Source organism: Novosphingobium ovatum (assembly GCF_009909235.1).
Classification (GTDB): Bacteria; Pseudomonadota; Alphaproteobacteria; order Sphingomonadales; family Sphingomonadaceae; genus Novosphingobium; species Novosphingobium ovatum.
In genome coordinates this window covers 729,957-755,662 of the sequence record NZ_JAAAPO010000001.1, presented here as the reverse complement: position 1 = coordinate 755,662, position 25,706 = coordinate 729,957, and the positions used below count along the sequence as shown (strand labels likewise).

At 65.4% G+C, this 25,706-nt stretch carries 21 protein-coding genes, 1 tRNA gene and 1 other RNA gene; 15 read left to right on the top strand and 8 right to left on the bottom strand.

What is annotated here, in order from left to right:
• Nucleotides 1-132: 132 nt before the first annotated feature.
• The 4 genes from GTZ99_RS03450 to rsmA all read left to right on the top strand — a co-directional run bounded on the left by GTZ99_RS03450 (nucleotide 133) and on the right by rsmA (nucleotide 5,905).
• Nucleotides 133-2,409, top strand: a complete 2,277-nt coding sequence (locus GTZ99_RS03450) for an LPS-assembly protein LptD (RefSeq protein WP_227711042.1) — start codon at nucleotides 133-135, stop codon at nucleotides 2,407-2,409.
• A gap of 226 nt (nucleotides 2,410-2,635) precedes the next feature.
• Nucleotides 2,636-4,042 (top strand): peptidylprolyl isomerase, encoded by a 1,407-nt coding sequence (locus GTZ99_RS03445; protein ID WP_406818574.1) that lies wholly within the window; start codon nucleotides 2,636-2,638, stop codon nucleotides 4,040-4,042.
• 16 nt (nucleotides 4,043-4,058) lie between these two features.
• Nucleotides 4,059-5,072 (top strand): 4-hydroxythreonine-4-phosphate dehydrogenase PdxA, encoded by a 1,014-nt coding sequence (gene pdxA, locus GTZ99_RS03440; protein WP_161716862.1) that lies wholly within the window; start codon nucleotides 4,059-4,061, stop codon nucleotides 5,070-5,072.
• A 5-nt stretch (nucleotides 5,073-5,077) separates the two neighbouring features.
• Complete coding sequence (rsmA, locus tag GTZ99_RS03435) at nucleotides 5,078-5,905, top strand: 16S rRNA (adenine(1518)-N(6)/adenine(1519)-N(6))-dimethyltransferase RsmA (protein WP_406818577.1); 828 nt, start codon at nucleotides 5,078-5,080, stop codon at nucleotides 5,903-5,905.
• Nucleotides 5,906-5,908: 3 nt separating this feature from the next.
• On the opposite strand, the gene GTZ99_RS03430 is transcribed toward rsmA, so the two are convergent.
• Together GTZ99_RS03430 and GTZ99_RS03425 are read right to left on the bottom strand one after the other, a co-directional pair.
• A complete protein-coding gene (locus GTZ99_RS03430) occupies nucleotides 5,909-6,424 on the bottom strand; it encodes a PilZ domain-containing protein (RefSeq protein ID WP_161716860.1) in 516 nt (171 codons plus the stop codon).
• A gap of 97 nt (nucleotides 6,425-6,521) precedes the next feature.
• A complete protein-coding gene (locus GTZ99_RS03425; RefSeq protein WP_161716859.1) occupies nucleotides 6,522-8,678 on the bottom strand; it encodes a malate synthase G in 2,157 nt (718 codons plus the stop codon).
• Nucleotides 8,679-8,985: 307 nt separating this feature from the next.
• Between GTZ99_RS03425 and GTZ99_RS03420 the strand changes: the two genes are divergently transcribed.
• The gene (locus GTZ99_RS03420) at nucleotides 8,986-9,237 is read left to right on the top strand and encodes a hypothetical protein (RefSeq protein ID WP_161716858.1); all 252 of its coding nucleotides are present in this window, start codon (nucleotides 8,986-8,988) and stop codon (nucleotides 9,235-9,237) included.
• A gap of 155 nt (nucleotides 9,238-9,392) precedes the next feature.
• On the opposite strand, the gene ssrA is transcribed toward GTZ99_RS03420, so the two are convergent.
• Nucleotides 9,393-9,757, bottom strand: a transfer-messenger RNA (tmRNA) gene (ssrA, locus tag GTZ99_RS03415).
• 41 nt (nucleotides 9,758-9,798) lie between these two features.
• Complete coding sequence (mscL, locus tag GTZ99_RS03410) at nucleotides 9,799-10,233, bottom strand: large conductance mechanosensitive channel protein MscL (protein ID WP_161716857.1); 435 nt, start codon at nucleotides 10,231-10,233, stop codon at nucleotides 9,799-9,801.
• 146 nt (nucleotides 10,234-10,379) lie between these two features.
• Here mscL and GTZ99_RS03405 point away from each other — a divergent pair, with 146 nt between their 5' ends.
• From GTZ99_RS03405 to GTZ99_RS03395, 3 genes are all read left to right on the top strand, one after another.
• A complete protein-coding gene (locus GTZ99_RS03405; RefSeq protein ID WP_161716856.1) occupies nucleotides 10,380-10,961 on the top strand; it encodes an NUDIX hydrolase in 582 nt (193 codons plus the stop codon).
• On the top strand, nucleotides 10,958-11,728 hold the full coding sequence (locus GTZ99_RS03400; RefSeq protein WP_161716855.1) for an SDR family oxidoreductase: 771 nt from the start codon (nucleotides 10,958-10,960) through the stop codon (nucleotides 11,726-11,728). Before GTZ99_RS03405 ends, GTZ99_RS03400 begins: the two co-directional genes overlap by 4 nt.
• Before the next feature lie 109 nt (nucleotides 11,729-11,837).
• On the top strand, nucleotides 11,838-12,920 hold the full coding sequence (locus GTZ99_RS03395; RefSeq protein ID WP_161716854.1) for a LacI family DNA-binding transcriptional regulator: 1,083 nt from the start codon (nucleotides 11,838-11,840) through the stop codon (nucleotides 12,918-12,920).
• Nucleotides 12,921-12,994: 74 nt separating this feature from the next.
• Here the strand turns inward: GTZ99_RS03395 and GTZ99_RS03390 are convergent, their stop codons facing one another.
• Together GTZ99_RS03390 and GTZ99_RS03385 are read right to left on the bottom strand one after the other, a co-directional pair.
• A complete protein-coding gene (locus tag GTZ99_RS03390) occupies nucleotides 12,995-14,527 on the bottom strand; it encodes a DEAD/DEAH box helicase (protein ID WP_161716853.1) in 1,533 nt (510 codons plus the stop codon).
• A 230-nt stretch (nucleotides 14,528-14,757) separates the two neighbouring features.
• On the bottom strand, nucleotides 14,758-15,219 hold the full coding sequence (locus GTZ99_RS03385) for a hypothetical protein (protein ID WP_161716852.1): 462 nt from the start codon (nucleotides 15,217-15,219) through the stop codon (nucleotides 14,758-14,760).
• A 254-nt stretch (nucleotides 15,220-15,473) separates the two neighbouring features.
• On the opposite strand from GTZ99_RS03385, the gene GTZ99_RS03380 reads away from it, so the two are divergent.
• Together GTZ99_RS03380 and GTZ99_RS03375 are read left to right on the top strand one after the other, a co-directional pair.
• On the top strand, nucleotides 15,474-16,952 hold the full coding sequence (locus GTZ99_RS03380) for an FAD-binding oxidoreductase (RefSeq protein ID WP_161716851.1): 1,479 nt from the start codon (nucleotides 15,474-15,476) through the stop codon (nucleotides 16,950-16,952).
• A gap of 117 nt (nucleotides 16,953-17,069) precedes the next feature.
• Nucleotides 17,070-17,852, top strand: a complete 783-nt coding sequence (locus tag GTZ99_RS03375; RefSeq protein WP_161716850.1) for a SapC family protein — start codon at nucleotides 17,070-17,072, stop codon at nucleotides 17,850-17,852.
• A gap of 334 nt (nucleotides 17,853-18,186) precedes the next feature.
• On the opposite strand, the gene GTZ99_RS03370 is transcribed toward GTZ99_RS03375, so the two are convergent.
• Nucleotides 18,187-19,221, bottom strand: a complete 1,035-nt coding sequence (locus tag GTZ99_RS03370) for an N-formylglutamate amidohydrolase (RefSeq protein ID WP_161716849.1) — start codon at nucleotides 19,219-19,221, stop codon at nucleotides 18,187-18,189.
• 229 nt (nucleotides 19,222-19,450) lie between these two features.
• Here GTZ99_RS03370 and cpdR point away from each other — a divergent pair, with 229 nt between their 5' ends.
• The 4 genes from cpdR (at nucleotide 19,451) to GTZ99_RS03350 (ending at nucleotide 22,702) form a co-directional block, all read left to right on the top strand.
• On the top strand, nucleotides 19,451-19,825 hold the full coding sequence (cpdR, locus tag GTZ99_RS03365; protein WP_161716848.1) for a cell cycle two-component system response regulator CpdR: 375 nt from the start codon (nucleotides 19,451-19,453) through the stop codon (nucleotides 19,823-19,825).
• Nucleotides 19,826-19,983: 158 nt separating this feature from the next.
• Nucleotides 19,984-20,058: transfer RNA gene (locus GTZ99_RS03360), tRNA-Val, on the top strand.
• Between the two features lie 182 nt (nucleotides 20,059-20,240).
• Nucleotides 20,241-21,305: a glycosyltransferase gene (locus GTZ99_RS03355; protein ID WP_161716847.1), complete on the top strand. Its 1,065-nt coding sequence runs from the start codon at nucleotides 20,241-20,243 to the stop codon at nucleotides 21,303-21,305.
• A 173-nt stretch (nucleotides 21,306-21,478) separates the two neighbouring features.
• Nucleotides 21,479-22,702, top strand: coding sequence for an NADP-dependent isocitrate dehydrogenase (locus GTZ99_RS03350; RefSeq protein ID WP_161716846.1), 1,224 nt, complete (start codon nucleotides 21,479-21,481; stop codon nucleotides 22,700-22,702).
• Between the two features lie 204 nt (nucleotides 22,703-22,906).
• On the opposite strand, the gene GTZ99_RS03345 is transcribed toward GTZ99_RS03350, so the two are convergent.
• Complete coding sequence (locus GTZ99_RS03345; protein WP_161716845.1) at nucleotides 22,907-23,716, bottom strand: tetratricopeptide repeat protein; 810 nt, start codon at nucleotides 23,714-23,716, stop codon at nucleotides 22,907-22,909.
• A gap of 190 nt (nucleotides 23,717-23,906) precedes the next feature.
• On the opposite strand from GTZ99_RS03345, the gene GTZ99_RS03340 reads away from it, so the two are divergent.
• Nucleotides 23,907-25,679 carry a cation:proton antiporter domain-containing protein gene (locus GTZ99_RS03340; RefSeq protein WP_161716844.1) on the top strand — a complete coding sequence of 591 codons (1,773 nt, stop codon included), beginning with the start codon at nucleotides 23,907-23,909 and terminating at the stop codon, nucleotides 25,677-25,679.
• Nucleotides 25,680-25,706 lie beyond the last annotated feature (27 nt).

Below are 25,706 nucleotides of genomic sequence, written 5' to 3'. Positions count from 1 at the left end.
CTGTGGGCAATCGACCAAGCTCTGCAACGCAAGGGACTCTTGTGCATTGCAGTTAGGCATCCACTTTGCGATAGGCAACCCATGCAGCCTGTCTGGTGGCCTTTGAGCCCTGTGTCTTTCGCATCCATTTCCATGCCGCGCCCCACCGCGCAGGCATCCCTGCTGGCGTTGGCGCTGGGCCTGTGCCCGGCGTTGGCCCCAGGGCTGGCCTACGCGCAGGCCCCAGGGGCGGCCAACGCGCAGACGCCTTCCCCGCCGCCATCGGCCATGGCCCCCACCCCGCCGCCCGCCGCCGATGACATCCAGCGCAAGATCGATTTCGAGGCTGATACGGTCGACTATGACACCGACCATGACACGGTTACCGCCACAGGCCGCGTATTCCTGCGCCAGACCGACCGCACCGTGCGCGCCGACAAGGTGGTGTGGAACCGCAAGACGGGGCAAGTAATCGCCTCGGGCGGGATTCGCGTGGTCGATGGCAGCGGCAACGAACTGCTGACCGAGCGGATGGAACTGACCGACGATCTGGCCATGGCCACGACCGAAAACATGCTGATGCTGATGCGCGAAGGAGGCCGTCTGGCCGCCGCCACCGGCCAGCGTGAGGCCGATGGCACGCTGGTGCTGCGCCGCGTGGCCTATACCGGCTGCGATGTGGTGGACGCCGAAGGCTGCCCCAAAAAGGCAACCTGGCAGGTCACCGCCGCGCGCGTGGTCTATCTGCCCGAGCAAAAGCTGGTGCGGTTTCACAACGCCAGCCTGGCGGTGTTCGGCCTGCGCATCCTGCCTCTGCCCACGCTGCGGCTGGCGACCGACGGACGGGCGATTTCGGGCTTGCTGATGCCCGATCTGCGCCATTCGGCCACCAACGGGTTCGAACTGTCGTCCACCTATTACAAGCGTCTGGCCGATGACCGTGACCTGGCCCTGACCGGCTATGTCTTCACCAAGGCGCAGCCGATGATCAAGGCGCATTACCGCGCCCTGACCGATATCGGCGCCTATCAGGTGACTGGCTATGTCACGCAATCGACGGTGATCCCGGTCTCGGGCGACACCGCCTCGGCCAGCAAGCAGTTGCGCGGCTATCTGGACGCCAATGGCCGGTTCCAGTTCACCCCCGAATGGTCGCTCAACTTCTCTGGCCGATTGGCGTCCGACCGCACCTTCCTGTCGCGCTATTACATCAGCGGCGATGACCTGCTGCGCTCGACCATCAGCGCCGAACGGGTGGGCGAGCGGTCCTATCTCTCGATCACCGGCTGGGCGTTCCAGACGCTGCGCACGAACGAGGTGCAGGGCTTGGTGCCGGTGGCGCTGCCAGTGGTGGATTGGCGGCTGCGGCCATCGCGGCTGATCGCGGGCGGCACGGTGGAGTTTCAGGCCAATTCGCTGGCCATCACCCGCACCGCGGGCGAGGACGTGCAGCGCGCCTTTGCCAGCGCGCGCTGGGACATGCGCCGCATCACGCCATGGGGTCAGGTGGTAACGCTGACCGGACTGGTGCGCGGCGATGCCTATCATTCCAGCGACAATGCGTTGACCACCACGACCACCTATCGCGGGCTGCCGGGATGGCAGACGCGCGCGGTGGCATTGGGCGCGGTGGACGTCAAATGGCCGCTGGTGGGATCGGCGCTGGGCGGGACGCAGGTCCTGACCCCCCATTTCCAGATCGTCGCCGCGCCCGCCACGCGCAATCTGGCCATCCCCAACGAGGACGCCCGCGCGATCGAGCTGGAAGACAGCAACCTGTTCGCGCTGAACCGTTTCCCCGGATACGACCGGATCGAGGACGGCACGCGATTCACCTATGGTCTGGAATGGCAGTTGGAGCGGCCCCGTTGGCGGGTGAATGCAGTGATCGGGCAATCCTATCGCCTGAGCGCTGACGCAACGCTGTTTCCCAACGGCACCGGCCTGTCGGCGCGCACGTCGGACATCGTTGGCCGCACCGAGATCCGCTATCGCGACCTGATCAAGCTGACCCACCGCTATCGCATCGACAAGGACAGCTATGTCTTTCGCCGCAACGAGGTGGACGCCGCGGTCGGCTCTGACCGCACCTATTTCGAGCTGGGCTATGCCCGCCTGAACCGCAACATCGACAGCTCGCTGGAGGATCTGTCCGACAGCAACGAGGCCCGCGCCACGCTGCGCGTCGCCTTTGCCCGGTACTGGTCGGTGTTTGGCTCTGGCGTGTTTGACCTGTCGAACACCAATCTGGTGACCAACACGCGCATGTCCTCCTTCCAGCCGCTGCGCACGCGGTTGGGGGTGTCGTTCCAATCGGACTGCTTCCAATTGGATTTCACATGGCGGCGCGATTACGTGACGATTGGCGATGCCGCGCGCGGCAGCAGCTTTGAACTGCATTTCGCCATCCGCAATCTGGGGTTCCACTGATCGGGGGTACGCAGGCCGCTTGCCAAGGTTGGCAGGGGGCGGCAAACAGGCTATCGCCGCGTCCGACAGGGCGATCAGGCAGGCTGACGGGGCGCTCAGCCAAGGTTCAGCCGCCCCAGTTTACCACGTCCGTACAGGTGTTGACCTGATCGGACACAGCGCAGCGCGGGTGCCGGACGGGGCCAGCGCTGTTGATACGGGATTGAACGCGAAGGTGACGGGTCAGATGATGCAGGGCGGATACGGGCACGATCGCGGGCATGGGCGCGGAAATGGGCGCGCCAAGGGACTGCGTGGCGGCAAACTGGCGCTGACCGGCGTGGCGCTGGCAGGCTTTGCGCTGGCGCTGGGCGCGGTGGCGGATGTCGCCCGCGCGCAGGGTGGCGGTGCCGGTGGCCTGACGCTGCCGCAGAACATCACCATGCTGGGCACGGCCAGCCCCAATTTCCGCCGCGCGACCGCCGTGGTCAACGGCGATGTCATCACCGGCACCGATGTCAATCAGCGTCTGGCGCTGATCATCGCGGCCAATCAGGGCCGCCTGTCCCCGGCCGAGATCGAGCAGTTGCGGATGCAGACGCTGCGCAACCTGATCGATGAATCGCTGCAGATCCAGGAGGCCAAGAGCCTGGAAGTGTCGGTTGACGAGGCCGAGATGGACGCGACCTATGCCCGTTTCGCCACCGAAACCTTCCGCCAGACGGTCCCGGCACTGGACGCCTATCTGGCCAAGATCGGCTCCTCGCCCGCCTCGCTCAAGCGCCAGATCCGCGCCGAACTGTCGTGGCAGCGCGTTCTGCGCCGCAATGTTCAGCCCTTCGTCAACGTCAGCCAGGAAGAAGTGAAGGAGCTGTTGCAGCGCCTGAACGCCGCTAAGGGCACCGACGAATACCGCGTGGGCGAAATCTTTTTGTCGGCCACCCCCGAAAGCCGTCAGATCGTCTCGGAAAACGCGCGCCGCATCTATGACCAGCTGCGCGAGGGCGCCAGCTTTGTCGCCTATGCCCGCCAATATGGCGAAAGCTCGGCCAAATCGGTGGGCGGCGATCTGGGCTGGCTGCGTCTGGGCCAATTGCCCAACGAACTGGCCACTGTTGCCCGCGACATGCAGCCTGGCCAAATGGCCGGGCCGGTGGAACTGCGTGGCGGTTTCTCGATCCTCTACATGATCGACCGCCGCAAGGTGCTGACCGCTGACCCGCGCGATGCGGTGCTCTCGCTCAAGCAGATCACCATTTCGCTGCCCGCGAACCTGACCGATGCGCAGGTGCAGGCCCGCACTGCCGAGTTTGACAAGGCGATCAAGGGCGCCGGTGGCTGTGGCGGCGTGGGCGCCGTGGCGGCGCGTCTGGGCGCGCAGGTGGGCAGCAACGACCAGATCCGCGCACGTGATCTGCCCGCCCCGCTGCAACAGCCGATCCTGTCGCTGGCCGTGGGTCAGGCCACTCCGCCCTTTGGCAGCAAGGAAGACGGCATTCAGGTGCTGATGCTGTGCGGCCGTGACGATGCGGCGGCCAGCTCTGGCCCGAATTTCGACCAATTGATGTCGCAGATCGAGGATGAACGCGTGAACAAGCGCGCGCAGGCCTATCTGCGCGACCTGCGCCGCGATGCCATCATCGAGTATAACTGATTTGACGGCACCCGATATGCCCACCCCGCTGGCGCTCTCGTTGGGCGATCCGGCGGGGGTTGGGCCGGAACTGATCGGCGCGGCATGGCATGCGCGACAGGCGCAGGGGTTGGCGCCGTTCATGGCGGTGGGTGGCGCGCGCCTGTTGCAGGCGGCGGCCGCCACACGCGGGATTGCCCTGCCGGTGCAGATCATCACCGATCCGGCGCAAGCGGCAGACGTGTTCCCCCATGCCCTGCCGGTGCTGGGCGATGCGGATGGCGATTACACCCCCGGCGCGCCCTCCCGCGATGGCGCCTTGCTGGCGCTGGCATCGCTGAACCACGCCGCCGCGCTGGCCCGTGACGGACTGGCGGGCGCGATCGTAACCGGGCCGATTGCCAAATCCCATCTGGCCGCCGTGGGCTTTGCCTATCCGGGACAGACCGAATGCGTGGCTGACGCCTGTGGCGTGGCCGCCGATGACGCGGTGATGATGCTGGCCGGCCCCACGCTGCGCACGGTGCCGATCACCGTACATGTCGCGCTGTCCGCTGTGCCGCCGATGCTGACCAGCGATCTGATCCTGCGCCGCGCGGCGATCACGGCGGCGGCGCTGGAGCGCGATTTCGGCATTGCCGCGCCGCGTCTGGCCATCGCCGCGCTGAACCCCCACGCGGGCGAAGACGGCCGCATGGGGCATGAGGACGCAGCCATCATCGCCCCGGCGGTCGAACGGCTGCGCGCCATGGGGATCGATGCCACCGGGCCGCATCCTGCCGATGCGATGTTCGCCCCGCGCAGCCGCGCCAGTTTTGACGTGGCCATCTGCATGTATCACGATCAGGCGCTGATCCCGTTGAAAGCGCTGGATTTCGATAATGGCGTCAACACCACGTTGGGCCTGCCGGTGATCCGCACCAGCCCTGACCACGGGACCGCCTTTGCCATCGCGGGGCGCGGTCTGGCCGATCCGGGCGCCACCATCGCCGCCATCCGCATGGCGGGCCAATGCGCCGCCCGCCGCGCCGCGCAAAAGGCAAACGCATGACCGACCTGCCCGACCTGCCGCCCTTGCGAGAGGTAATCAACGCCCACGGCCTGTTCGCGTCCAAGGCGCTGGGCCAGAACTTTCTGTTTGACGAGCAATTGCTGGGCCGCATCGCCGCCATTCCGGGCCGTTTGCGCGACACCAATGTGCTGGAGGTTGGCCCCGGTCCCGGCGGCCTGACCCGCGCCGCGTTGCGCGCCGGGGCCCGCGTCACCGCGATCGAGATGGACAAGCGCTGCATGGCGCCACTGGGCGATCTGGCGGCGGCCTTCCCCGGCCAGTTGACGGTGATCGAGGGCGACGCCACCAAGGTGCCCGCCGACAGCCTGTTCCCCGGCGAACCCTATGCCATTCTGGCCAACCTGCCCTATAACGTCGGCACGCAATTGTTCACCGGCTGGATGGGGGGAGAGGCTTGGCCGCCGCGATGGTCCAGCCTGACGCTGATGTTCCAGCTGGAGGTGGCCGAACGCATCGTCGCGGCGCCCGGCAGCGATGCCTATGGCCGGTTGGCGGTGCTGGCCCAATGGCGCGCCACGCCGAAAATCGCGCTAAAGGTGCATCGCAGCGCCTTTACCCCGCCGCCCAAGGTGATGAGCGCGATGGTCCATGTCGTGCCCGGCGAAATGCCCGAAGGCGTCAGCGCCCGCGTGCTGGAGCGCGTGACCGAGGCAGCCTTTGGCCAGCGGCGCAAAATGTTGCGGCAGAGCCTGAAGGGGATGCCCGGCGCGCTGGCCGCGCTGGAGGCGCTGGAGATCGACCCGGCCCGCCGCGCCGAAACACTCAGCGTGGCCGAATTCGTCGCCATCGCGCGGATATTGACCGCCGCCTGATCCTTAGTGCGCGTGCGCGTTGCCGGTGGCAATCGCGGTGGTGACAGTCTGGAATACCTGCAACTGATCGGCGACGATCTGCGCCACCAACAGCGATGCCGCCATGCTGGCCCCCGCGACAAAGCCGAACTCGATCCGGCGGCCCCATTGGCGGGCGCGTTCGGCGTCCTCGTCGGGGCGGTGCGCATGTACCGGCGCGACCGAGGCCAACACCGGCATGGCCCGCGCGCGCGGCCGTGGCGCATAGTCCCCAGAGGCCAGCCGCGTCACGTCAATCGGATCGTAAAGCGTCAGGCCAAAGCGCCGCTCGCCCGCCCATTCGACATGGCCAACATAGCTGTCGCCAGCGATGCGCAATTCGACATATTCGCCGCGCGCCGGCGGCCGGGCGCAGGTCACCAGCATCCCGTGCGACGAAGCATCCATCACGCAGGCGTCATGGTCTGGCCCTCCGGCACGCAGGCGCGCGCGGATCAGCACCTTGGTCCGTGCCTCGCGTCGCTGCTTGCCCGTTGTCACACCGTCACCTGTTTCTGCCCCTGATGCATGACGTATCATGCACGCAGGGGCAGCATTAGGTATTGATGCTTATTCCTCGGTTAATTGCGGCGAATATTCATTCGGCAGCCTGCAATTGCGCCAGTGCCAAAGCGGCCTTTTTCTTGGCGCGCCAGGCGTGCAACAATGGTTCGGTATAGCCATTGGGCTGATCCACACCGTTGAACACCAGATCACACGCCGCCAAAAACGCGAAACTCTCGTCCCAGCGCCCGGCCATCGGTTCATAGCTGGGGTCGGCGGCATTTTGCGCGTCCACCTTGGCCGCCATCCGCTTCAACGCGGCCATCACCTGATCGCGACTGACCCAGCCATGCAGCAGCCAATTGGCCATATGCTGGCTGGAGATGCGCAGCGTCGCGCGGTCCTCCATCAGGCCGACATCGTGGATATCGGGCACCTTGGAACAGCCCACGCCCTGATCGATCCACCGCACGACATAGCCCAGCAACCCTTGCGCGTTGTTGTCCAGTTCTTCCTCGATCTCGGCGGCGGAAGGGCGCGTGGTGGCCAAGGGGATGGTCAGCAGCGGGTCCAGCCCCGGCACCGGTTCGACCGCCAGTTCTGCCTGACGGGCAAAGACGTCGCACTGGTGGTAATGCATCGCGTGCAACGTTGCGGCGGTGGGCGAAGGCACCCATGCCGTATTGGCCCCGGCGCGCGGATGGGCGATCTTTTGCGCCATCATGTCAGCCATCATGTCGGGCGCGGCCCACATGCCCTTGCCGATCTGCGCCCGGCCCGACAGGCCCGCGCCCAGCCCGATGCCCACATTGCGCGCCTCATAGGCGGCGATCCACGCGCTGCCCTTGATCGCAGCCTTGCGGATGACGGGGCCGGCGCGCATCATGGTGTGGATTTCATCGCCCGTGCGGTCCAGAAAACCGGTGTTGATGAACACGATCCGGTCGCGCACCGCATGGATGCAGGCCGCCAGATTGGCGCTGGTGCGGCGCTCTTCGTCCATCACGCCCACCTTGACCGTGTGGCGCGGCAGCGCCAGCAGATCCTCCACCGCGTCGAACAAGTCATTGGTAAAGGCGCATTCCTCTGGCCCGTGCATCTTGGGCTTGACGATATAGATGCTGCCGGTCCGGCTGTTGCGATAGCGGCCCAGCCCCGCGAGATCCTGCGCGCCGATGGCGCTGGTGATGACCGCATCCATGATGCCTTCGGGAATTTCGCCGCCATCGGACAGGCGGATCGCCGGATTGGTCATCAGATGGCCGACATTGCGCACGAACAACAGGCTCCGCCCCGCAAGGCTGAGCCTGGCCCCATCCGCCGTGGTCCATTCCCGGTCGGGCGCCAGCGCGCGGGTGATGGTGCGGCCATTCTTGCTGAAGGTTTCGGCCAGATCTCCGCGAATGACGCCCAGCCAATTGGCATAGGCGGCCAATTTGTCCTGCGCATCGACCGCCGCGACCGAATCCTCCAGATCGACGATGGTGGTCAACGCCGATTCCAGCGCGACATCGGCAATGCTGGCCCGGTCAGTCGCGCCGATCGGCACGGTGGCGTCAATCGTCACCTGAATGTGCAGACCGTTGTGGCGCAGCAACAGAGCGCCGCGATGGCCATCGCCCCGCATCGCGACCAATTGCGTGGGATCGGCTAGCGGCGGCGTGGGCACGTCGGCACTCACCCCCTGCCAATCGGCCCATGACAGCCCGTCCAAAGGCGCGGCCTGATCCAGAAACGCCTTGGCCGCGGCGATCACCGCCGCCCCGCGTGCCGGGTCATAGCCACCGGGCGCGGCCGCGGGCGCGTTCAGCGCGTCGGTGCCATACAGCGCGTCATACAGGCTGCCCCAGCGCGCATTGGCAGCGTTCAACAGGAACCTTGCGTTCAGCACCGGCACGACCAATTGCGGCCCGGCCATGGAGGCGATTTCGGCGTCGACGTTTTGCGTGCCGATGGCAAAGGGCGCGGGCGCATCGACCAGATAGCCAATCTCGCGCAGGAATGCCTGATGGGCCGCCGAATCGAACGGCTGACCTGCACGGGAATCATGCCACGCGTCGATCTGCGCCTGCAGCGAATCGCGCCGCGCCAACAGTGCCCGGTTGCGCGGAACAAAGTCCGCCAGCAACGCTTCAAAGCCCGCCCAGAACCCGGCCACATCCCGCCCCAGCGGAGCAAGCACCTGATTTTCGATAAATTCCGCCAGCGCCCGATCGATTGTCAGCGCGCCGCGCATCTCCATTCCGTTCATCTGTCTCACCATAGGGTCTGCGGCCCATGGCGTATGCCATGACCGATCAGCAAAAGGGGACTTCCGGGGAGGAGGTGCGGCGCCATTATGCCGCAATGCGGCACGCCGCGCAATGGGTTGCGGACATCGGCCTGTAACGGGTGTTTCATGTACCACCATGGCACAGGCAGGGTCATTTGTCCCGAATGCGGACAATACATGGTTAACAACCCATTACCTATCGCTTGCAACCTAGGGGCAAACACCACAAAAACGAGTCACAGACCAAGGCCGGTGCGACGGTGATCTGGAGCTGTTCGAGGATGTGATGCTGAAAAAGATCAAACGCCTGTTCGTCATCAAGACCAACCTGGAAGCCTATATGGTGATCTTCGCCTTGGCGACGGGCGCGGTTCAGCGGGGTCAGGTCTATCTGACGCAGTTCCCCGGTTTCGGCGGCAAGCTGTTGTTTCTGGCCTGTACCGGCGCGGTGTTCATGGCCGGTGGCAAGGTGCTGGACTGTCTGAAGTTCGAACGGGCCCGCGACGCGCAGGCCGTGGTGGCCCAAACCGCCACCTGATTCCCTCGCCCGCAGCATACCCCATCCCACTGCAAAAGCCGGACCACAGCGTCCGGCTTTTGCGTATCTGGCCCAGACGTGAACTCCCGCCCAGCCGATCAACCATCCATGTCAGGAAAGGTGGGGGTTTCTGTTGCTAGGCACCCCCGGGCCCCCGAATTCCCTTCTGTTACCCGGTGGGTTCAACCGTGTTCTGTATTTGTAACTTCAGACCGTTAGGTCCTAGAATTACGCAGCCAGAGCAAGTGCTTCGTTGTCGTTGGCACTTATGAGTTTTGAGCCTTGAACGGGTTACTCAGCCCGGGCGAAAACAGCGTTTTTCAACACACGTCGATCCTAGTTCGGCCCCGTCAACACCCCTGCGACAACAGGGCCCCGGCCAAAATTCCGGGTGGTGATGGTGGAGCCGCCGGGTACCGCCCCCGGGTCCGCTGCGCCTATTGCACGCCGCAGTTTATCGCCATATCCGGTCGAAACCGGCAGAACCGCATATAGGCCTGTGCGCCAAAAAGAAAAGGGGGCGCGATGGCCCCCTTCCCCATTTAGCTGAAATGACGCCGCTTATTTCTTCAGCGCGTCACGGATCTCGGTCAGCAGATCGATCTCGCTGGGGCCAGCGGGCGCGGCCGGTGCCTCGGGCGCGGCGGGCTTTTCGGTGGCCTTGTTGGCCGCCTTGACGATCAGAAAGATGACAAAGGCCATGATCAGAAAGTTGATAACCGCCGTGATGAACGAGCCATAACCCAGCATCGCCACGCCCGCCTTTTTCAGCGCGGCGTAATCGGTCAGCGAGCCGGTGTAGCTGGCCGGAACATCGCCCAGCAGCACAAATTTCGACGAAAAATCGATGCCGCCGGTAACCTTGCCAATGATCGGCATCAGCACATCATCGGTCAGCGACGCGACGATTTTGCCAAATGCGCCGCCGATGATCACACCGACCGCCAGATCCAGCACATTGCCTCGTGCGATAAAGGTCTTGAATTCCTGCAACATGGGCGCCCCCTTAAAGCCTCGTTAACCCTGCCGCCGGTCTGCCACAGCCGCCGGCCCTCCGCAACCGCCGCCAAGGCGCAGAATGGTTGCGCCTCGCCCCGCAGCGGTTATGCAGGACGCCCGAACGTTCAGCGACAGGACCAAGCATGGCCGACACCCCCACCCCGCATGACGCCCCGATCACCCAGACCTGGCGCAGCGCGCAGGAGGAAGTGGTGTGGCAGGGCCGCTTCATCACCACCAAACAGCGCGGCAATTGGGAATATGTCAGCCGCGCGCGCAACATCCGCGCCGCCGTGATTCTGGCGGTGGATGCCAATGACCACGTCCTGCTGGTCGAACAATTCCGCGTGCCGCTGGGCCGCAATTGCATCGAACTGCCCGCCGGATTGGTGGGCGACGTGGCCGCCAGCGCCGACGAGGACGCCACCGAAGCAGCCAACCGCGAACTGGAAGAGGAAACCGGCTATCGCGCCGCCCGGATGGAGGTGGTGGGGGACTTTTATTCCAGCCCCGGCATGGTCACGGAAAGCTTTACCCTGCTGCGCGCGCATGACCTGACGCGGGTGGGGCCGGGCGGCGGCGTGGACGATGAAAACATCATCACCCACCGCGTCGCGCTGGCCCATATCCCGCAATTCATCGCCGCGCGCAGGGCTATGGGCGATGCGATCGACGTCAAAATCCTGATGCTGCTGGCCCCGCATATTCTGGGCACGGCGCGGTGAAACTGGCGGGACGCGCCGCGCTGGTAACGGGGGCTGGCGGCGGGATCGGCGCGGCGATCGCGGCTGCCTTGGCCGCGCAGGGCGCACAGGTGTTGTGCAGCGATATCGATGCCGCCGCCGCCGCCGCCACGGCCGATGCGATTGGCGCCTCGGCGCTGTCCTGCGGGCTGGACGTGACCGATCAGGCGCAATGGGCCGCCGCACTGGACCTGTGCCAATCGACGCTGGGCGGACTGGCCATTCTGGTCAACAATGCCGGTATCGCCAGCGGCGGCCGGTTTGACGAGGTGGCGCTGGAAACATGGCGCGACACTTTTTCCGTCCATGTCGAAGGCACCTTTCTGGGCTGCCGCATGGCATTGCCGCTGCTGCGCGGCGCGGGCGCGGGGCTGGCGGGGGGCGCGGCCATCGTCAACATGGCCTCCTCGGCGGCGTTTTCGGCGCGGGCGGAACTGGCCGCCTATGGCGCGGCCAAGGCGGCGGTGTGGGCACTGACCCGCGCCATCGCCGTGGGCGAGGCACAGGCCGGCCACCCCGTGCGCGCCAATTGCGTCATCCCCGCCTATGTCGACACGCCGATGCTGGACCATTTTGCCCCCACCATGGCACCCGACGCCTTGCGCGCCCGGCTGGGGCGGCAATTGCCGATGGGCCGCATCGGCACCCCGGCCGAAGTCGCCGCCGCCGCGCTCTATTTGGCCGGCCCTGATGCCGCCTTTGTCACCGGCAGTGAAATCCGGCTGGATGGCGGGCTGGGCGCAGTGTAAGACCATCGCGGAGAGGACAGCGCAAACCCGCAGATTTCTTCCCCAAAAGGCACCGCAACGGCGCGATGCCCTCTGGACATTTTGCCCAAGCTGCTGACAAGACAAAACCATGGCGGACGAAAGCGACATCTCGATCAAGACCCCGTTCAGCGCCGCAGCGGCCGACCCGGCCAAGCGGCGCTATCGCGTGACGTCATTCGACGTCGCCGCCGAGGCGGGGGTGAGCCAGTCGACCGTCAGCCGCGCGCTGGCCGGTGACCCGGTGGTGAGCGAGGCGACACGCGCCCGCGTCGCGGCCGCCGCTGCCAAGCTGAACTATCATGTGGACGAGAACGCGGCCCGCCTGCGCACCGGCAAAACGGGCACGCTGGCGGTGGTCGTGGTCTGCCGCCCGGATGAAGAGTTCAAGAGTTTCAACCCCTTCCATTACGCCCTACTGGGCAGCGTCTGCGCAGCGGCGTCACGCCGGCGGCACGAAACGCTGGTCAGCTTTCAGGGCGCTCCCGACCGTTTGTGGGGCCTCTATCAGGAGCAGCGCAAGGCGGACGGGTTGATCGTCATCGGCACCAGCGAGAATCGCCCCGCGTGGGACTATTTCCACACACTGGGGCAAAGCGGGGCGCATCTGGTCTGCTGGGGCAGCCCGCATGAGGATCTGGACTGGATCCGATCCGACAACCACGGCGGCGCGCGCATGGCGACCGAACATCTGCTTGATTCGGGCTATCGCGATATCGTCTGCATCGCGTCCGAAACCTCGGCCCAGCGGCAGTTCTGGGAGCGCTATGAGGGCTATGCCGAATGCATGGTCGCCAATGGGCTGAAGCCGCGCCTCGCCCGGTTCGAGGAAGGCCACACGCGTGAGGAACAGGGCCGCCGCGCGGCGGTGCAACTGATCCGCTCGGGCGAGCCGTTTGACGCGATCTTTGCCTGCTGCGACGAAATGGCGCTTGGGGCGCTGAACGTGCTGCGCGAACAGGGGATTGCCGTGCCTGAACAGGTGGGGCTGGTCGGGTTTGACGGGATCAAGGCGGGGATGCACTCGGCGCCTCCCCTCTCCTCGGTCGAACCGGATTTTCAGGCGGCGGGCGAAATGCTGGTGGACCGCCTGTTGTCGGTCATCGCGGACAAGCCCAACGAAAAACAGCGCGTCCCCGTCCGCCTGCTGCCGCGTGGGAGCAGCCGGCGATAAAGCCCCAGCCCCAAACGGAAAAGGCCGCCCGGTAACAGGCGGCCTTTCGTGTTTTCAGCCTTGCGGCGCGGTGATCACACCAGCGCCGACACGCCGAGGAATTCGGGGATCGGGCCGTTCCATTCGCCCGGCTTTGACGGCGGGTCGTTGTCGCGCCAGCGGCCACGGCTGCGCTCTTGCTCGCGGCGGGGCTGTTCGTAACGGTCGTCACGGCCATAGCGGCGGTCCGAACGCTCGACATGGGCGTCGTTGCGTTCATCGCGCGCGCGCCGCTCGGTGCGGGTTTCGCTGCGCGGCGCAACGCTCTCCACCTCGGCACGCGGCGTTTCGGCAACAGGCTCGGCGCGCGAACGGTCGCGGCGGTTGCCACGGTCGCGGCTGCGTTCCTCACGCGGCTTCTCGTCGCGGGGGCGTTCCTCGCGGGGACGGTCCTCACGCGGCTTGTCCTCGCGGCCCTGACGGCGCACGCCCTTTTCCTCACCCTTACCGTCAAAATCGACGGTGATTTCAGGGATCGGGCTGCCGGTCAGCTTCTCGACATTGGCGATCGCTTCGGCGTCTTCGGAGGTATAGATGGTAAAGGCCCGGCCCGTCGCCCCGCCACGACCCGTGCGGCCGATGCGGTGGACATAGTCATCCGGGTGCCACGGCGTGTCGAAATTGAACACATGGCTGACGCCCTTGACGTCCAGACCGCGCGCGGCAACATCTGACGCCACCAGAATGCTGATCGAACCGTCCTTGAACCGGTCCAGTTCGGCGATGCGGCTGGACTGGTCCATGTCGCCATGGATTTCACCAGCGGCAAAACCGTGTCGCTTCAGGCTCTTGGCCAGTTCGCGCACGGTCGTCTTGCGGTTGGCGAAAATGATCGCGGTGCTGACATTGTCGGTGCGCAGCAGGTGACGCAGCAATTCGCGCTTCTGCTTGCTGCCGCATTTCACCTTGTGCTGGGCGATGCTGGTGTTGTTGCTGGCCGGGCGGGCAACCTCGATATATTTGGGATTGCTCAGGAAGCGGTCGGCCAGCTTCTTGATCGGCGGCGGCATGGTGGCGCTGAACAACAGCGTCTGGCGCTGGGCCGGCAGCTTGGTGCAGATGTTCTCGATGTCGGGGATGAAGCCCATGTCCAGCATGCGGTCGGCTTCGTCGATGACCAGCAGGTTGCACCCCGTCAGCAGGATCTTGCCCCGCTCGAACAGGTCCATCAACCGGCCCGGCGTGGCGATCAGCACGTCCACGCCCTCGGACAAAGCCTTGACCTGATCGCCCATCTGCACGCCGCCAATCAGCAGCGCCATCTTGAGATCATGGTTTTTGCCGTATTTCTCGAAATTCTCGGCGACCTGGGCGGCCAATTCGCGGGTCGGCTCCAGAATCAGGCTGCGCGGCATCAGCGCGCGGCGGCGGCCATGCGCCAGAATGTCGATCATCGGCAGCACAAAGCTGGCGGTTTTGCCCGTGCCGGTCTGCGCGATCCCGATCAGGTCGCGCATCATCAACACGCTGGGGATCGCCTGCGCCTGAATGGGCGTGGGCGTGTCATATCCCGCGGCAACAACGCTTTGCAGCAATTCGTCGGACAGGCCGAGATCGGCGAAACTCATGGCGTTTATGGTAATCCGGAAATAAGGGGATGGCACCATCCAGCCCGTTGGGGAGGTGCGACAATCGCTGCTACTACCCGAAAACAGCAGCGCGGGCGTTTGGCCTAAGCCAAATTGCCGGGCAAAAGTCAAGAAATTCGGCACATCCGCGCCATTTCGGCACGACGGCGTGACATCATCGCCGCAAAAACCGCCATTATCACCGCCAAATTGGCAAAACCGCGCGCGTTTCAGCGTTGAGACCAGCCGCGAATATGGCAATCAGTGCCACTGCGGGCGCGCAACCGGTCACGGTTGATGCACACCTGCCCATCGGCGTTACGCTCAATGTAAAAGCCGGAATAGAAATCCTGCGCCCGGCACACCTTGTCCAGCAAGGCGTCCAGCCTCCGGCCATCGCGCAGCATCAGGCTCAACACATGGCTGCCATCGCTGATAACCCCGACAATCGCGGCAGCAGGCACACAGCGGCCGATCGGACGGGCCAATCGGCGCGGATCGGGTTCGGGGGGACGCATCGGCATCACGGGGTTGAACGGCATCACCGGGCCCGGCGCGACGCGGATGGTGATGCGCTGCTCGACATGCACCTGCCGGGCGGATGTGGCCGCGTCGGGCAAAGGATCAGCCACAGCGCCGATCTGCGCCAGCGGCATTTCGACCGCGCCATGCGCATATCCCGCCAGCACCATCAGGCCCCCGGCCAACGCCACAGCGCTTGCCCGCCGCCAAGACGCCCTGCGCGCCCGCCAAGATGTGTGTTGATCCGTCATGACCTGCCTCGACCATCGCGCGGCGCCCCCATTGCGGGGCTTGCCGTTGACGGTCGTTTGCGACCTCACTGTTATGCGTTCCCTGTGGCCTGCCTTATCCTTGCCACAATTTGAACCGTGGCTGAACCTGCGCCCCACTGGCCCCACCCGCCCGGCTGTGGCATAGGCGCGCCATGACCCAGACCACCGTTTACGCCCCCTCGCCCGCCGATCCTGCCGCTTTTCTGGCCGAAGCCGCCGCCCTGCTGGGGCCGCGCGGTTTGACCGTGGACGCCGATCTGATGGCGCCATGGCTGACCGATTGGCGCGGGCGCTATCAGGGCGCGGCGCTGGCGCTGGCGCAACCGGCCGATGTGGGCGAAGTGGCCGCGCTGATGCGGCTGTGCAGCCAATATGGCGTTTGCGTTGTGCCACAGGGCGGCAATTCGGGCATGTCGGGCGGCGCCACACCCGATGGTGGCGGCCATGCGCTGCTGCTTTCGCTGCGGCGGATGGCCACCATTGGCCCGGTTGATGTCGACAACCGTCAGGTCACCTGCGGCGCGGGGGTTGTCCTGCAAAACCTGCACACCGCCGCCGAGGCCACCGGCCTTCGTTTCCCCCTCACGCTGGGGGGCAAGGGATCGGCCACGGTGGGCGGACTGATTTCCACCAATGCGGGCGGCACACAGGTGCTGCGCCACGGCAACATGCGCCAGCAGGTGCTGGGCCTGCAGGTGGTGCTGGCCGATGGCAGCGTGCTTGATTCGCTGACCCCGTTGAAAAAGGACAACCGTGGTTTCGACCAAAAGCAGTTGTTCATCGGCAGCGAAGGTACGCTGGGCATTGTCACGGCCGCCACGCTGAAGCTGGTGCCGGGGCTGGCCGATCGCCGCGTGGTATGGGCCGGGGTGGAGAGCATTCAGGCCGCTCGCCGTCTGATGCTGCATTGTGAAAACGCCGTGGCCGAGGCACTGGAAGGGTTCGAGGTCATCCCCGATCCCAGCCTGAGCGCGGTGTTTGATTATGCCCCCGACATGCGCCACCCGTTGCAGGGCCGTCACCCGTGGTACGCCCTGATCGAGGTGGTGGCCGACCGCGCCAGCGCCGACACCCTGAACGAGCGGGTCGAGGCGATGCTGGCCGAAGCCTTCGAGGCGGGGCTGCTGGACGATGCGGTGATCGCCGCCAGCGAGACTCAGGCCGAGGCGTTCTGGGGTTTGCGCGAAACGGTGCCGATGGCCGAGCGGTCCAAGGGCCCGGCCAAGCAGCACGACATTTCGGTGCCGGTGGACCGCATGCCCGATTTCATCACCCACGCCAGCGCCGCGATCGAGGCCGAGTTCCCCGGCTGTCACGCGGTGGCCTTTGGCCATTTGGGCGATGGCAATGTGCATTTCCACATTCTGGCCCCCGCCGGCGCCGATGCCGCCATGTGGGAGGCGGGTGATGGCGCGGCGATCAGCACCCGCGTGCATGATCTGGTGGTGGAATGGGGTGGATCAATCAGCGCCGAACACGGCATCGGTCAGCTCAAGCGCGCCGAACTGGCCCGCCTGTCCGATCCGGCCAGCGTCACCGTGCTGCGCACCGTCAAACAGGCGCTTGATCCGCTGGGGCTGCTCAATCCGGGCAAGCTGGTGCCGCTGGACCATGAGCTGACCAAGGGCTGAACCGTCACGCGGCTAGTGCTTGCGCCGATGCCGTCCAGCGCCTAAAGCCGTGCGCGATGTAACCCGCGCGGATTTTGGGCTTATTCGGACCCAGCGCGCCAATGGAGAGACGAGTTTATGGCCAGCGCGCCGCAGAACGCCAATTTGCCGCTGTTCTACAACGATCTGGTGCCGCTGAACAGCCGGGACCACGCCACCTGGAAGAGCCACACCACCGACAAGGCCTCGTGGCTGGTCGGTCAGCACGCCATCCCCCTGACGGTTGAGGAATTCCCGCAGGCGCAGCGCAATTTCCCGATCGTCTTCTCGGTCGGCGATCAGCCGGTGCCGCTGGCGCTGATGGGCCTGAACGAAGGCGTGAACGTGTTCGTCGATGACGAGGGCAAGTTCATCGAGAACGTCTATGTCCCCGCCTATGCCCGCCGCTACCCCTTCCTGCTGGCCAAGCTGACGCCGGACGCGCAGGAACTGTCGCTGTGCTTTGACCCGACCAGCGGCCTGCTGGGCGAGGATGGCGATGGCGCGCCCCTGTTCGACGGCGAAACCGCCACCGAAACCACCCAGGGCATGCTCAAGTTCTGCGAGCAGTTCGAGGAAGCCGGCATGCGCACCGCCGCTTTCGTCGAAGAGCTGAAGAAGCACGAACTGCTGATCGACGGCGAAGTGGCCATCCAGCAGGAAGGCAACGACCAGCCCTTCGTGTATCGCGGCTTCCTGATGGTTGACCAGAACAAGCTGCAGAACGTGCGCGGCGATGTGCTGCGTGGCTGGAACCAGTCGGGCTTCCTGCCGCTGTTGATCGCCCACCTGTTCAGCCTGGAACTGATGCGCGACGTGTTCGGCCGTCAGATCCAGCAGGGCAAGATGCCCCAGCCGCAGGTGGCGATTCCCGCCGCCTGAACCGGCCATGTTGCGGCACAGGCTACCGGCCTGACACCGTAGCGCTACGCTTCACACAGCCCCGCCAAACTGTTGCAGTTTGGCGGGGTTTTGTATTCTGCGCCTACAATTTGCGACACTCTGCCCCCATGGCGGGGGTTGCCAGCACCGGGACGCAAGCGTAAGACATGAGCGTCCGTTCGTTACTTCCCTCATGGTGGCGAGCGGGCTGGTGCAATCACTTGCACCTCCTCCCTGAACCTTGGCCACCTCGCGCACCCTATGCGCGGGGTGGTTCTTTTCAAACGGTTCGGAAATACGCCATTTCCCGGGGTTTTTCCCGTGCTGGACGCGCCTATTCGGCCGCGTCCGCCCACCCCTGCGACAGGCTGCCACCCGTGGCGCGGGCGCCGATCACGGCCACCTCTTCGGCCAGCGAGCGGACGATTCCCGCCACCATCCCGGCCACCGAATCGAACCCCGCCCCCAAATCCACCAACCGCGAATCGAGATAGGTGGCGCGGCAGATCTCGACCTGAAAGGCATGGATGCCCCGGCGCGGCGCGGCATGGCGATCCAGCACATAGCCCCCGGCATAGGGCCGGTTATGCGCCGCCCGCCGCCCGCAGGCCGCGACCCGGGCAAAGGCGGTCGCGATCAGCGCGCCCGAACAACTGGCGCCAAAGCGATCCCCCAGCACCAGTTCGGCCGCTCCACCGCCCTGCCCGACAGGCGCAGGCAGCGGCGGCATCGAATGCAGATCGATCAACAGCGCCGCCCCCCACCGCACCCGGATATCCTCCAGCGCGGCGCTCAGCGCGGCATGATAGGGGCGGTGTATCCCGTTGATTCGCGTAGCCAATTCCTCGGGCGACAGGCGGCCTTGCCACAATTCGCCCAGCCCCGGCACACGGCGCGGCACCAGACCCAGCCCCGCACGAGCACGGCCATTGCCCATCATCGCCGCCCCCGGCAGCGCCGGCGTCAGCCCCGGCAATTGGCCATTTCGCGGTGCGCCTGTGCCCAGCATGTCCCAATCAATGTCATCCTCGGCCCGGTTCAGGTCGATCACCGCGCGCGCCGCCCGCGCCACCAACAGGCTGGCCCCGGTTTGCGCCGCAACCGCCTCGCCAATCCGGTCGACCAGTCGATCCTCCAGCCGCAGTGCCGCCATTTCGGGCCGCCGCAACCGCGCCAGCACATCGGCCGGGTAACAGCGCCCGGCATGGGGCACCGCGATCAGCACGGGAATCGCGCTGGCCGAAGCCGCGTGCAGGGCATAGGCCGCGCCTTCCGCGCCCGCGATCCACCCACCATCACTCTGGCGCAGGGCCAGACCGGGGGAGACAAAGCTGTGTTCAGGCGCGCCCGGCGGCGGTGGGGTCTGCATCGATACAACCTGCCCCGCTTTGGTTCCCAAGTCAAAAACCGGCGCTGTGCTGGTCTTTTCGCGCATTGCCCGGCCCCCGACAAAGCGTCACCGGGCGGCCACGTTAACGCCACCTGTTTACTACCGGCATGAGGGGCTGTTCCAAACAGGGGCAGGCCGAAAAACACGCAAGAAAGTCTTTACGATTGGCGTTATACCGACAGCACACGCAATGAGAGGCACGAGCCCGATGATCCGAATTCTGCTGGCCGAAGATGACGCCGCGATGCGCACCTACCTCAGCCGCGCGCTGGAAAACGCCGGTTACGAAGTGGTTTCGGTTGATCGCGGCACAGCGGCCCTCCCCTTTCTGGAGCAGCAGAAGTTCGACCTGCTGCTCTCCGACATCGTGATGCCGGAGATGGACGGGATCGAACTGGCCCAGCGCTGCGCCGAGGTGTCGCCCGCGACCAAGGTGATCTTCATCACCGGCTTTGCCGCTGTCACGCTCAAAGCCAGCCGCGAGGCCCCGCAGGCCAAGGTGCTGTCCAAGCCGTTTCACCTGAAGGATCTGGTGCTGGAGGTGCAGCGCGTCTTTGGCCAGCCCTCGCAGGCCAGCATCTGAACCGCCGCCTATGGGTTTTCCACAGGCATTTCAGGAGAGTAACAAAAAATCGCATTTCCGATCAAAAGGGTGCTTGCCAAGCACGAGAAGTCGGACTAGAGGCCGCCTCCTACCCGGCGAGGACGAAACATCCCGCCTCGGTAGAGACGAAATAGCGTGGGCGTATAGCTCAGTGGTAGAGCACTGTGTTGACATCGCAGGGGTCGGAAGTTCAATCCTTCCTACGCCCACCATTTCCTCCCCCTTCTTATGACATGGCAGGCATAACGGGTTGAAACGGCGCGCTATTGCGTTCGTGCCTTCGCCGCCCCCAACGATCCATCCGCGTGTAGCACCGCATCCGGCCTGTCCGGCATGCCTGGTGACCGGCGGGTTCCATGCCGCGTTTTGCCTGCCGCCTTTGGCCCGGCAACGCGTGGACCGAACGCCAGCCTTTGGCCCGCCCTGCGGGCTGCACACCGGAGCCGCCCCCGCCATGCCCATTTTGCGCAACCCCGCCGCACCACCGCTCAGCGTGGCGATGAGCGTGTATAACGCTGGTCCCTATGTACGGCAGGCGATTGATTCGATCCTGAATCAAACCTTTGGCGATTTCGAACTGTTGATCGTTGATGACGGGTCAACCGACGAATCGCCGGCCATCATTCTGGACGCGGCGGCCCGCGATCCGCGCATCCGCCCGATCCTGCGCGAAAACCGTGGGCTGGTGGCCAGTTTGAACCAGATGCTGCATCTGGCCCGCGCGCCATGGGTGGCGCGGATGGATGCCGATGATCTGTGCGCGCCCACACGCTTTGCCCGCCAGATGGATTTTCTGGCGCAAAATCCGGACCATGGCATCATCGGCACCGAATGCGCGACGATCGGCCCGGATGGGGCCCCGCTGGCCCGCCCGCCGATTGTCCGCCCCACCACGCATGCCGGTCTGATCGACGCGCTGGAACTGCGCCCGACACTGAACCACAATGCGGTGATCTATGCCCGCGCGCTGGTGCTGAATGCGGGCGGCTATCGCCCCGCCTTTGCCCATGCCGAGGATTACGACCTGTGGCTGCGCCTGTCACAAGTCACGCGCATGGCCAATCTGGCCGATCCGCTGGTGTCCTATCGGGTCTATCCGGGCCAGGTGTCCGACCGCCATCTGATCACGCAGGCCTATAATGCGGGCGTGGCATGGCTGTGTCACCGCGCGCGGCTGGATGGGTGGCGTGATCCGGTGGGCAATGATTCATGCCTGCCGCAAGTGGATGAACTGGATGGGATTTTCGGCGCAGGAGCGGCAGCCTATGTGCGCCGCCGGGTGATCGAACGCGCCCTGTATGCGCCCGATGCCTTGACGCGGGAGGCATGGGACATGCTGTTGACGCACGCCCATGACAACCCCGGTGACGGGCGGCTGTGGCGTTTGGCGGGGCGGATTCTGCGCGCGGGCCAGCCCTTGCGGGCAGGTCGATTGAGCGCCGCATTGATCGGCGCCTGATCAGCGGCCTGACGCTTGTGACAGGGGCGGCCCGCCACGGCCGCCTCCGCACCTATTGCTAAGGCTTCGCAGCAGCAAAAATAACCTTGCACCCCCGGTTTCCCGCTGACTTGCGCTGTTTTCCCGGTCTGCTAAGGGGGCTGCATTCATCCACCCCGGGGAAAGTAAAGAACATGGCCAAGATCAAGGTTGCCAACCCCGTCGTCGAGATCGACGGCGATGAAATGACGAAGATCATCTGGCAGTGGATCCGCGAAAGGCTGATCCTGCCCTATCTCGACATCGACCTGAAGTATTATGACCTGTCGGTGGAAAAGCGCGACGAGACCAACGACCAGATCACCATCGATTCGGCCAATGCGATCAAGCAGTATGGCGTCGGTGTGAAGTGCGCCACCATCACCCCGGACGAAGCCCGCGTTGAAGAATTCAACCTGAAGGAAATGTGGAAGTCGCCCAACGGCACGATCCGCAACATCCTGGGCGGCGTGGTGTTCCGCGAACCGATCGTGATCAGCAACGTGCCGCGTCTGGTGCCGGGCTGGACCGACCCCATCGTGGTGGGCCGTCACGCCTTTGGTGACCAGTACCGCGCGACCGACTTCCTGGTGCCGGGCCCGGGCAAGCTGCGTCTGGTGTGGGAAGGCGACAACGGCGAAGTGATCGACCGCGAAGTGTTCAAGTTCCCTTCGGCTGGCGTTGCCATGTCGATGTATAACCTGGACGATTCGATCCGCGATTTCGCCCGCGCCTCGTTCAACTATGGCCTGTCGCTGGGCTGGCCGGTGTATCTGTCGACCAAGAACACCATCATCAAGAAGTATGATGGCCGCTTCAAGGACCTGTTCGCCGAAGTCTTCGCCACCGAAGGTTTCAAGGAAAAGTTCGACGCCGCCGGGATCATCTACGAACACCGCCTGATCGACGACATGGTCGCCTCGGCGCTGAAGTGGTCGGGCAAGTTCGTCTGGGCGTGCAAGAACTATGACGGCGACGTGCAGTCGGACACCGTGGCGCAGGGCTTTGGCTCGCTGGGCCTGATGACCTCGGTTCTGATGTCGCCCGACGGCAAGACCATCGAGGCCGAAGCCGCCCACGGCACCGTTACCCGCCACTATCGCCAGCACCAGCAGGGCAAGGCGACCTCGACCAACCCGATCGCCTCGATCTTTGCCTGGACGCGCGGCCTGATCTATCGCGGCCGTTTTGACAACACGCCTGACGTGGTCAAGTTCGCCCAGACGCTGGAGCGCGTCTGCATCGAGACCGTCGAAAGCGGCAAAATGACCAAGGATCTGGCGCTGTTGATCGGCCCCGAACAGGGCTGGCTGACGACGGAGGCTTTCTTCGAAGCCATCGTGCAGAACCTGGAAGCCGAGATGGCCAACTGGGCGTAATCGCCCTGGCCTTTGGCTGAACACAATGGGGGCCTCGGGAAACCGGGGCCCTTTTTGTTTGGGCGGCGGGGGCGCAGGCGGCGCGTGCTTTTGTTGTCAATGATAGCATTATCGAGGCATCTAGACGCACATAACGCCCGCACAGCAAAAGGCCGGCAACGCGGGAAACGCGCCACCGGCCTTTTGCCTGCGAAGAGGTGCGAATCAGGCCCCCGGTTGCGCCACCGTCACCGCCACGGCGGCGGCCCGCTTCTTGGCAATCAGCGCCAGTTCGGACGCGGCCACGCGGCTGTCGGGATCATCCTTCAGGCTGGCGCGATAGGCAGCCTCTGCCCCGTCCCAATCCTTGGCGTCGAACAACAGGAAACCGATGCCGCGCAGCGCCGCCGCGCGATAGCCGCCAAACTGCGCCGCCCGGCCTGAGTCATCAACAATCTGGCGCGCCTGCTGATAGGCGGCCATCGCCTTTTGCGGCTGCCCGGCGCGGCGATAGGCAAAGCCCAGCTCGACAAAATACTGCGGATAGGCGGGCGAGAGCGCCGTCAGTTGCTCCAAAGCGGCCACCGCATCGGCGCGCTGCCCCATCTCGGTCAGGGCAAAAGCGCGCAAATACAACGCGTCACAGTCATCCCCCGGCAGAATGTCCGCCGTTGCCCCCTGCGGCGCCATGCCCATATAGGTCAGCGCCTCAACCTGATCATGCGCGCAATAGGCCGCGCGGCCATGGGTGCGCGTGGCAGCATCGGCCAGCACCGGCGCGATCTGGGCCAGCGCCTCGGCATGCTTGCCCGCCATCAGCAATTCACGCGCGCTTTGCACCAATGTCGCCGCATCCGCGCCCAAAGCGCCCGAAGCCACCGGCGCGGCGGGCACCGCGCGCACCAGCCCATTGCCCGCCGGCGTTGCCTGCGCAACCGCCATCGGCCACGGCAAAGCCGCCAGCAACAATCCAGACAGAACGGGGGCCAGCCCGGAACCGCGTCCGGGCACCACCACCCGGAGAATCTTCTCCAAGCGCCGCATGCATCCTCACAATGTATGATTATTATCGGCCGAGTGTATCACAGATGCCCGGCCACAAAAGCGTTATTTCACCGTGTCTTTGCGGCGGAGCAGGGCGTTTGGGTAAAAATGCCATAGGCCCGCGCCAATTCGGCACAGGCGCGCCTTGCATCGCCTGCCCCCTTGCCGCAGGCTGGCGGGCATGGCTCATCCTGTGTTTGTCCCCTCCTCGCCTCTGGGCGATGCGCTTGTCATTCTGGGCGCGGCTGGCATTGTCATCCCGGTCTTTGCGCGCGCGCGCATCACGCCGGTCATCGGCTTCATTCTGGTGGGCCTGTTGGTCGGGCCCTATGGCCTGGGGCGCTATGTGTTTGATCAGCCGTGGCTGGCCTATATCACCATATCCTCCCCCGAAAGCCTTGATCCCTTTGCGGAATTTGGCATCGTCCTGCTGTTGTTCTCGGTCGGGCTGGAACTGTCGTTCGACCGGTTGTGGGCGATGCGCAAACAGGTGTTCGGGCTGGGCGCGGCCGAATTGCTGGTGGCGGCGGGGCTGATCGGCTTTGCCCTGTCCTTTGCCGGAGAGGCAGTGCCGGGCGCGGTCGGGCTGGGTCTGGCGCTGGCGATGAGTTCGACCGCGCTGGTGCTGCCGATCGCGGGGACGCAAACGCCGGTGGGGCGCGCGGCGCTTTCGATGCTGTTGTTCGAGGATCTGGCGCTGGTGCCGATCATCTTCCTGCTGGGCGCGCTGGCCCCCAATGCGGCGGGCGGGCTGGACGCCATGTGGCATACGCTGTGGCTGGGGCTGCTGGTGGTGTTGGCGCTGCTGGTGTTCGGCCGCTATCTGTTGCCGCCCCTGTTCGCACAGGCCGCCCGCACCAAAAGCCCGGAATTGTTCCTTTCGGCCTGCCTGATCGTGGTGATCGTCTCGGCACTGGTGACGGCGGGGGTGGGCCTGTCGCCCATCGTCGGGGCGCTGATCGCCGGGCTGCTGATCGCCGAAACCGAATACCACACCGAGGTCGAGGGCCTGATCGCCCCCTTTCGCGGGCTGGCGCTGGGCGTGTTCCTGATCACCATCGGCATGAGCATCGACCTGACGATGGTGGCGGCCAACTGGCTGGCGATTGTCGGCGCAACGATAGCGGTGCTGTTGGTCAAGGCGGTGGTGACGGCGGGGCTGTTGCGCCTGACCGGCATGCGCGCGGGCGCGGCGACAGAAACCGGCATTCTGATGTCATCGCCTTCGGAATCAACGCTGATCGTGCTGGCCGCAGCCGGCAGCGCCAGCCTGATCCAGCCCGGCACCGGCCAGTTCTGGCAGATCGTCACGGCGCTGGGCCTGACGGTGACACCCGCGCTGGCATGGGTCGGGCGGCGGTTGGCACGCCGGGTCGACGGCCATGGCCACGCCCACACGGCCGGCGACAGCGACGCGCCGCGCACCGTCATCATCGGCTTTGGCCGGGTGGGGCGGCTGGTGGCCGACATGCTGACCACCCATGGCAAGTCCTATGTCGGCATCGACACCGACCCCGATCTGATCCGCAGCGCGGTACGGGCGGGCTATGCGGCGATGTTTGGCAATGCCAATGCCACCCATGTGATCGAACGGCTGCATCTGGAGCGCGCGCAGGCGGTGATCCTGACCATGGACGAGCCGCGCGCGGCCCAGCGCATCGTCAAAAAACTGCGCGCGCTGCACCCGGACCTGCCGATTCTGGCCCGCGCGCGCGATTCGGTCCATGCGGCCGCTCTGTATCGGGCCGGCGCCAGTCAGGCCATTCCAGAGGCGCTGGAGGCCTCGCTGCAATTGTCCGAGGCGGCGCTGGTGGAGCTGGGCGTGCCGATGGGCTTTGTCATCGCCTCGATCCATGAAAAGCGCGACGAATTCCGCGAAACGATCATGGAAGAAGGGGGCTTAAGCGAAAAGCCCAAGCTGAAAAGCAGTTCCCTGCGCGATCGGCTGGAGTAGCGGCGGGGCAGCGCCCGCCCCGTCCCG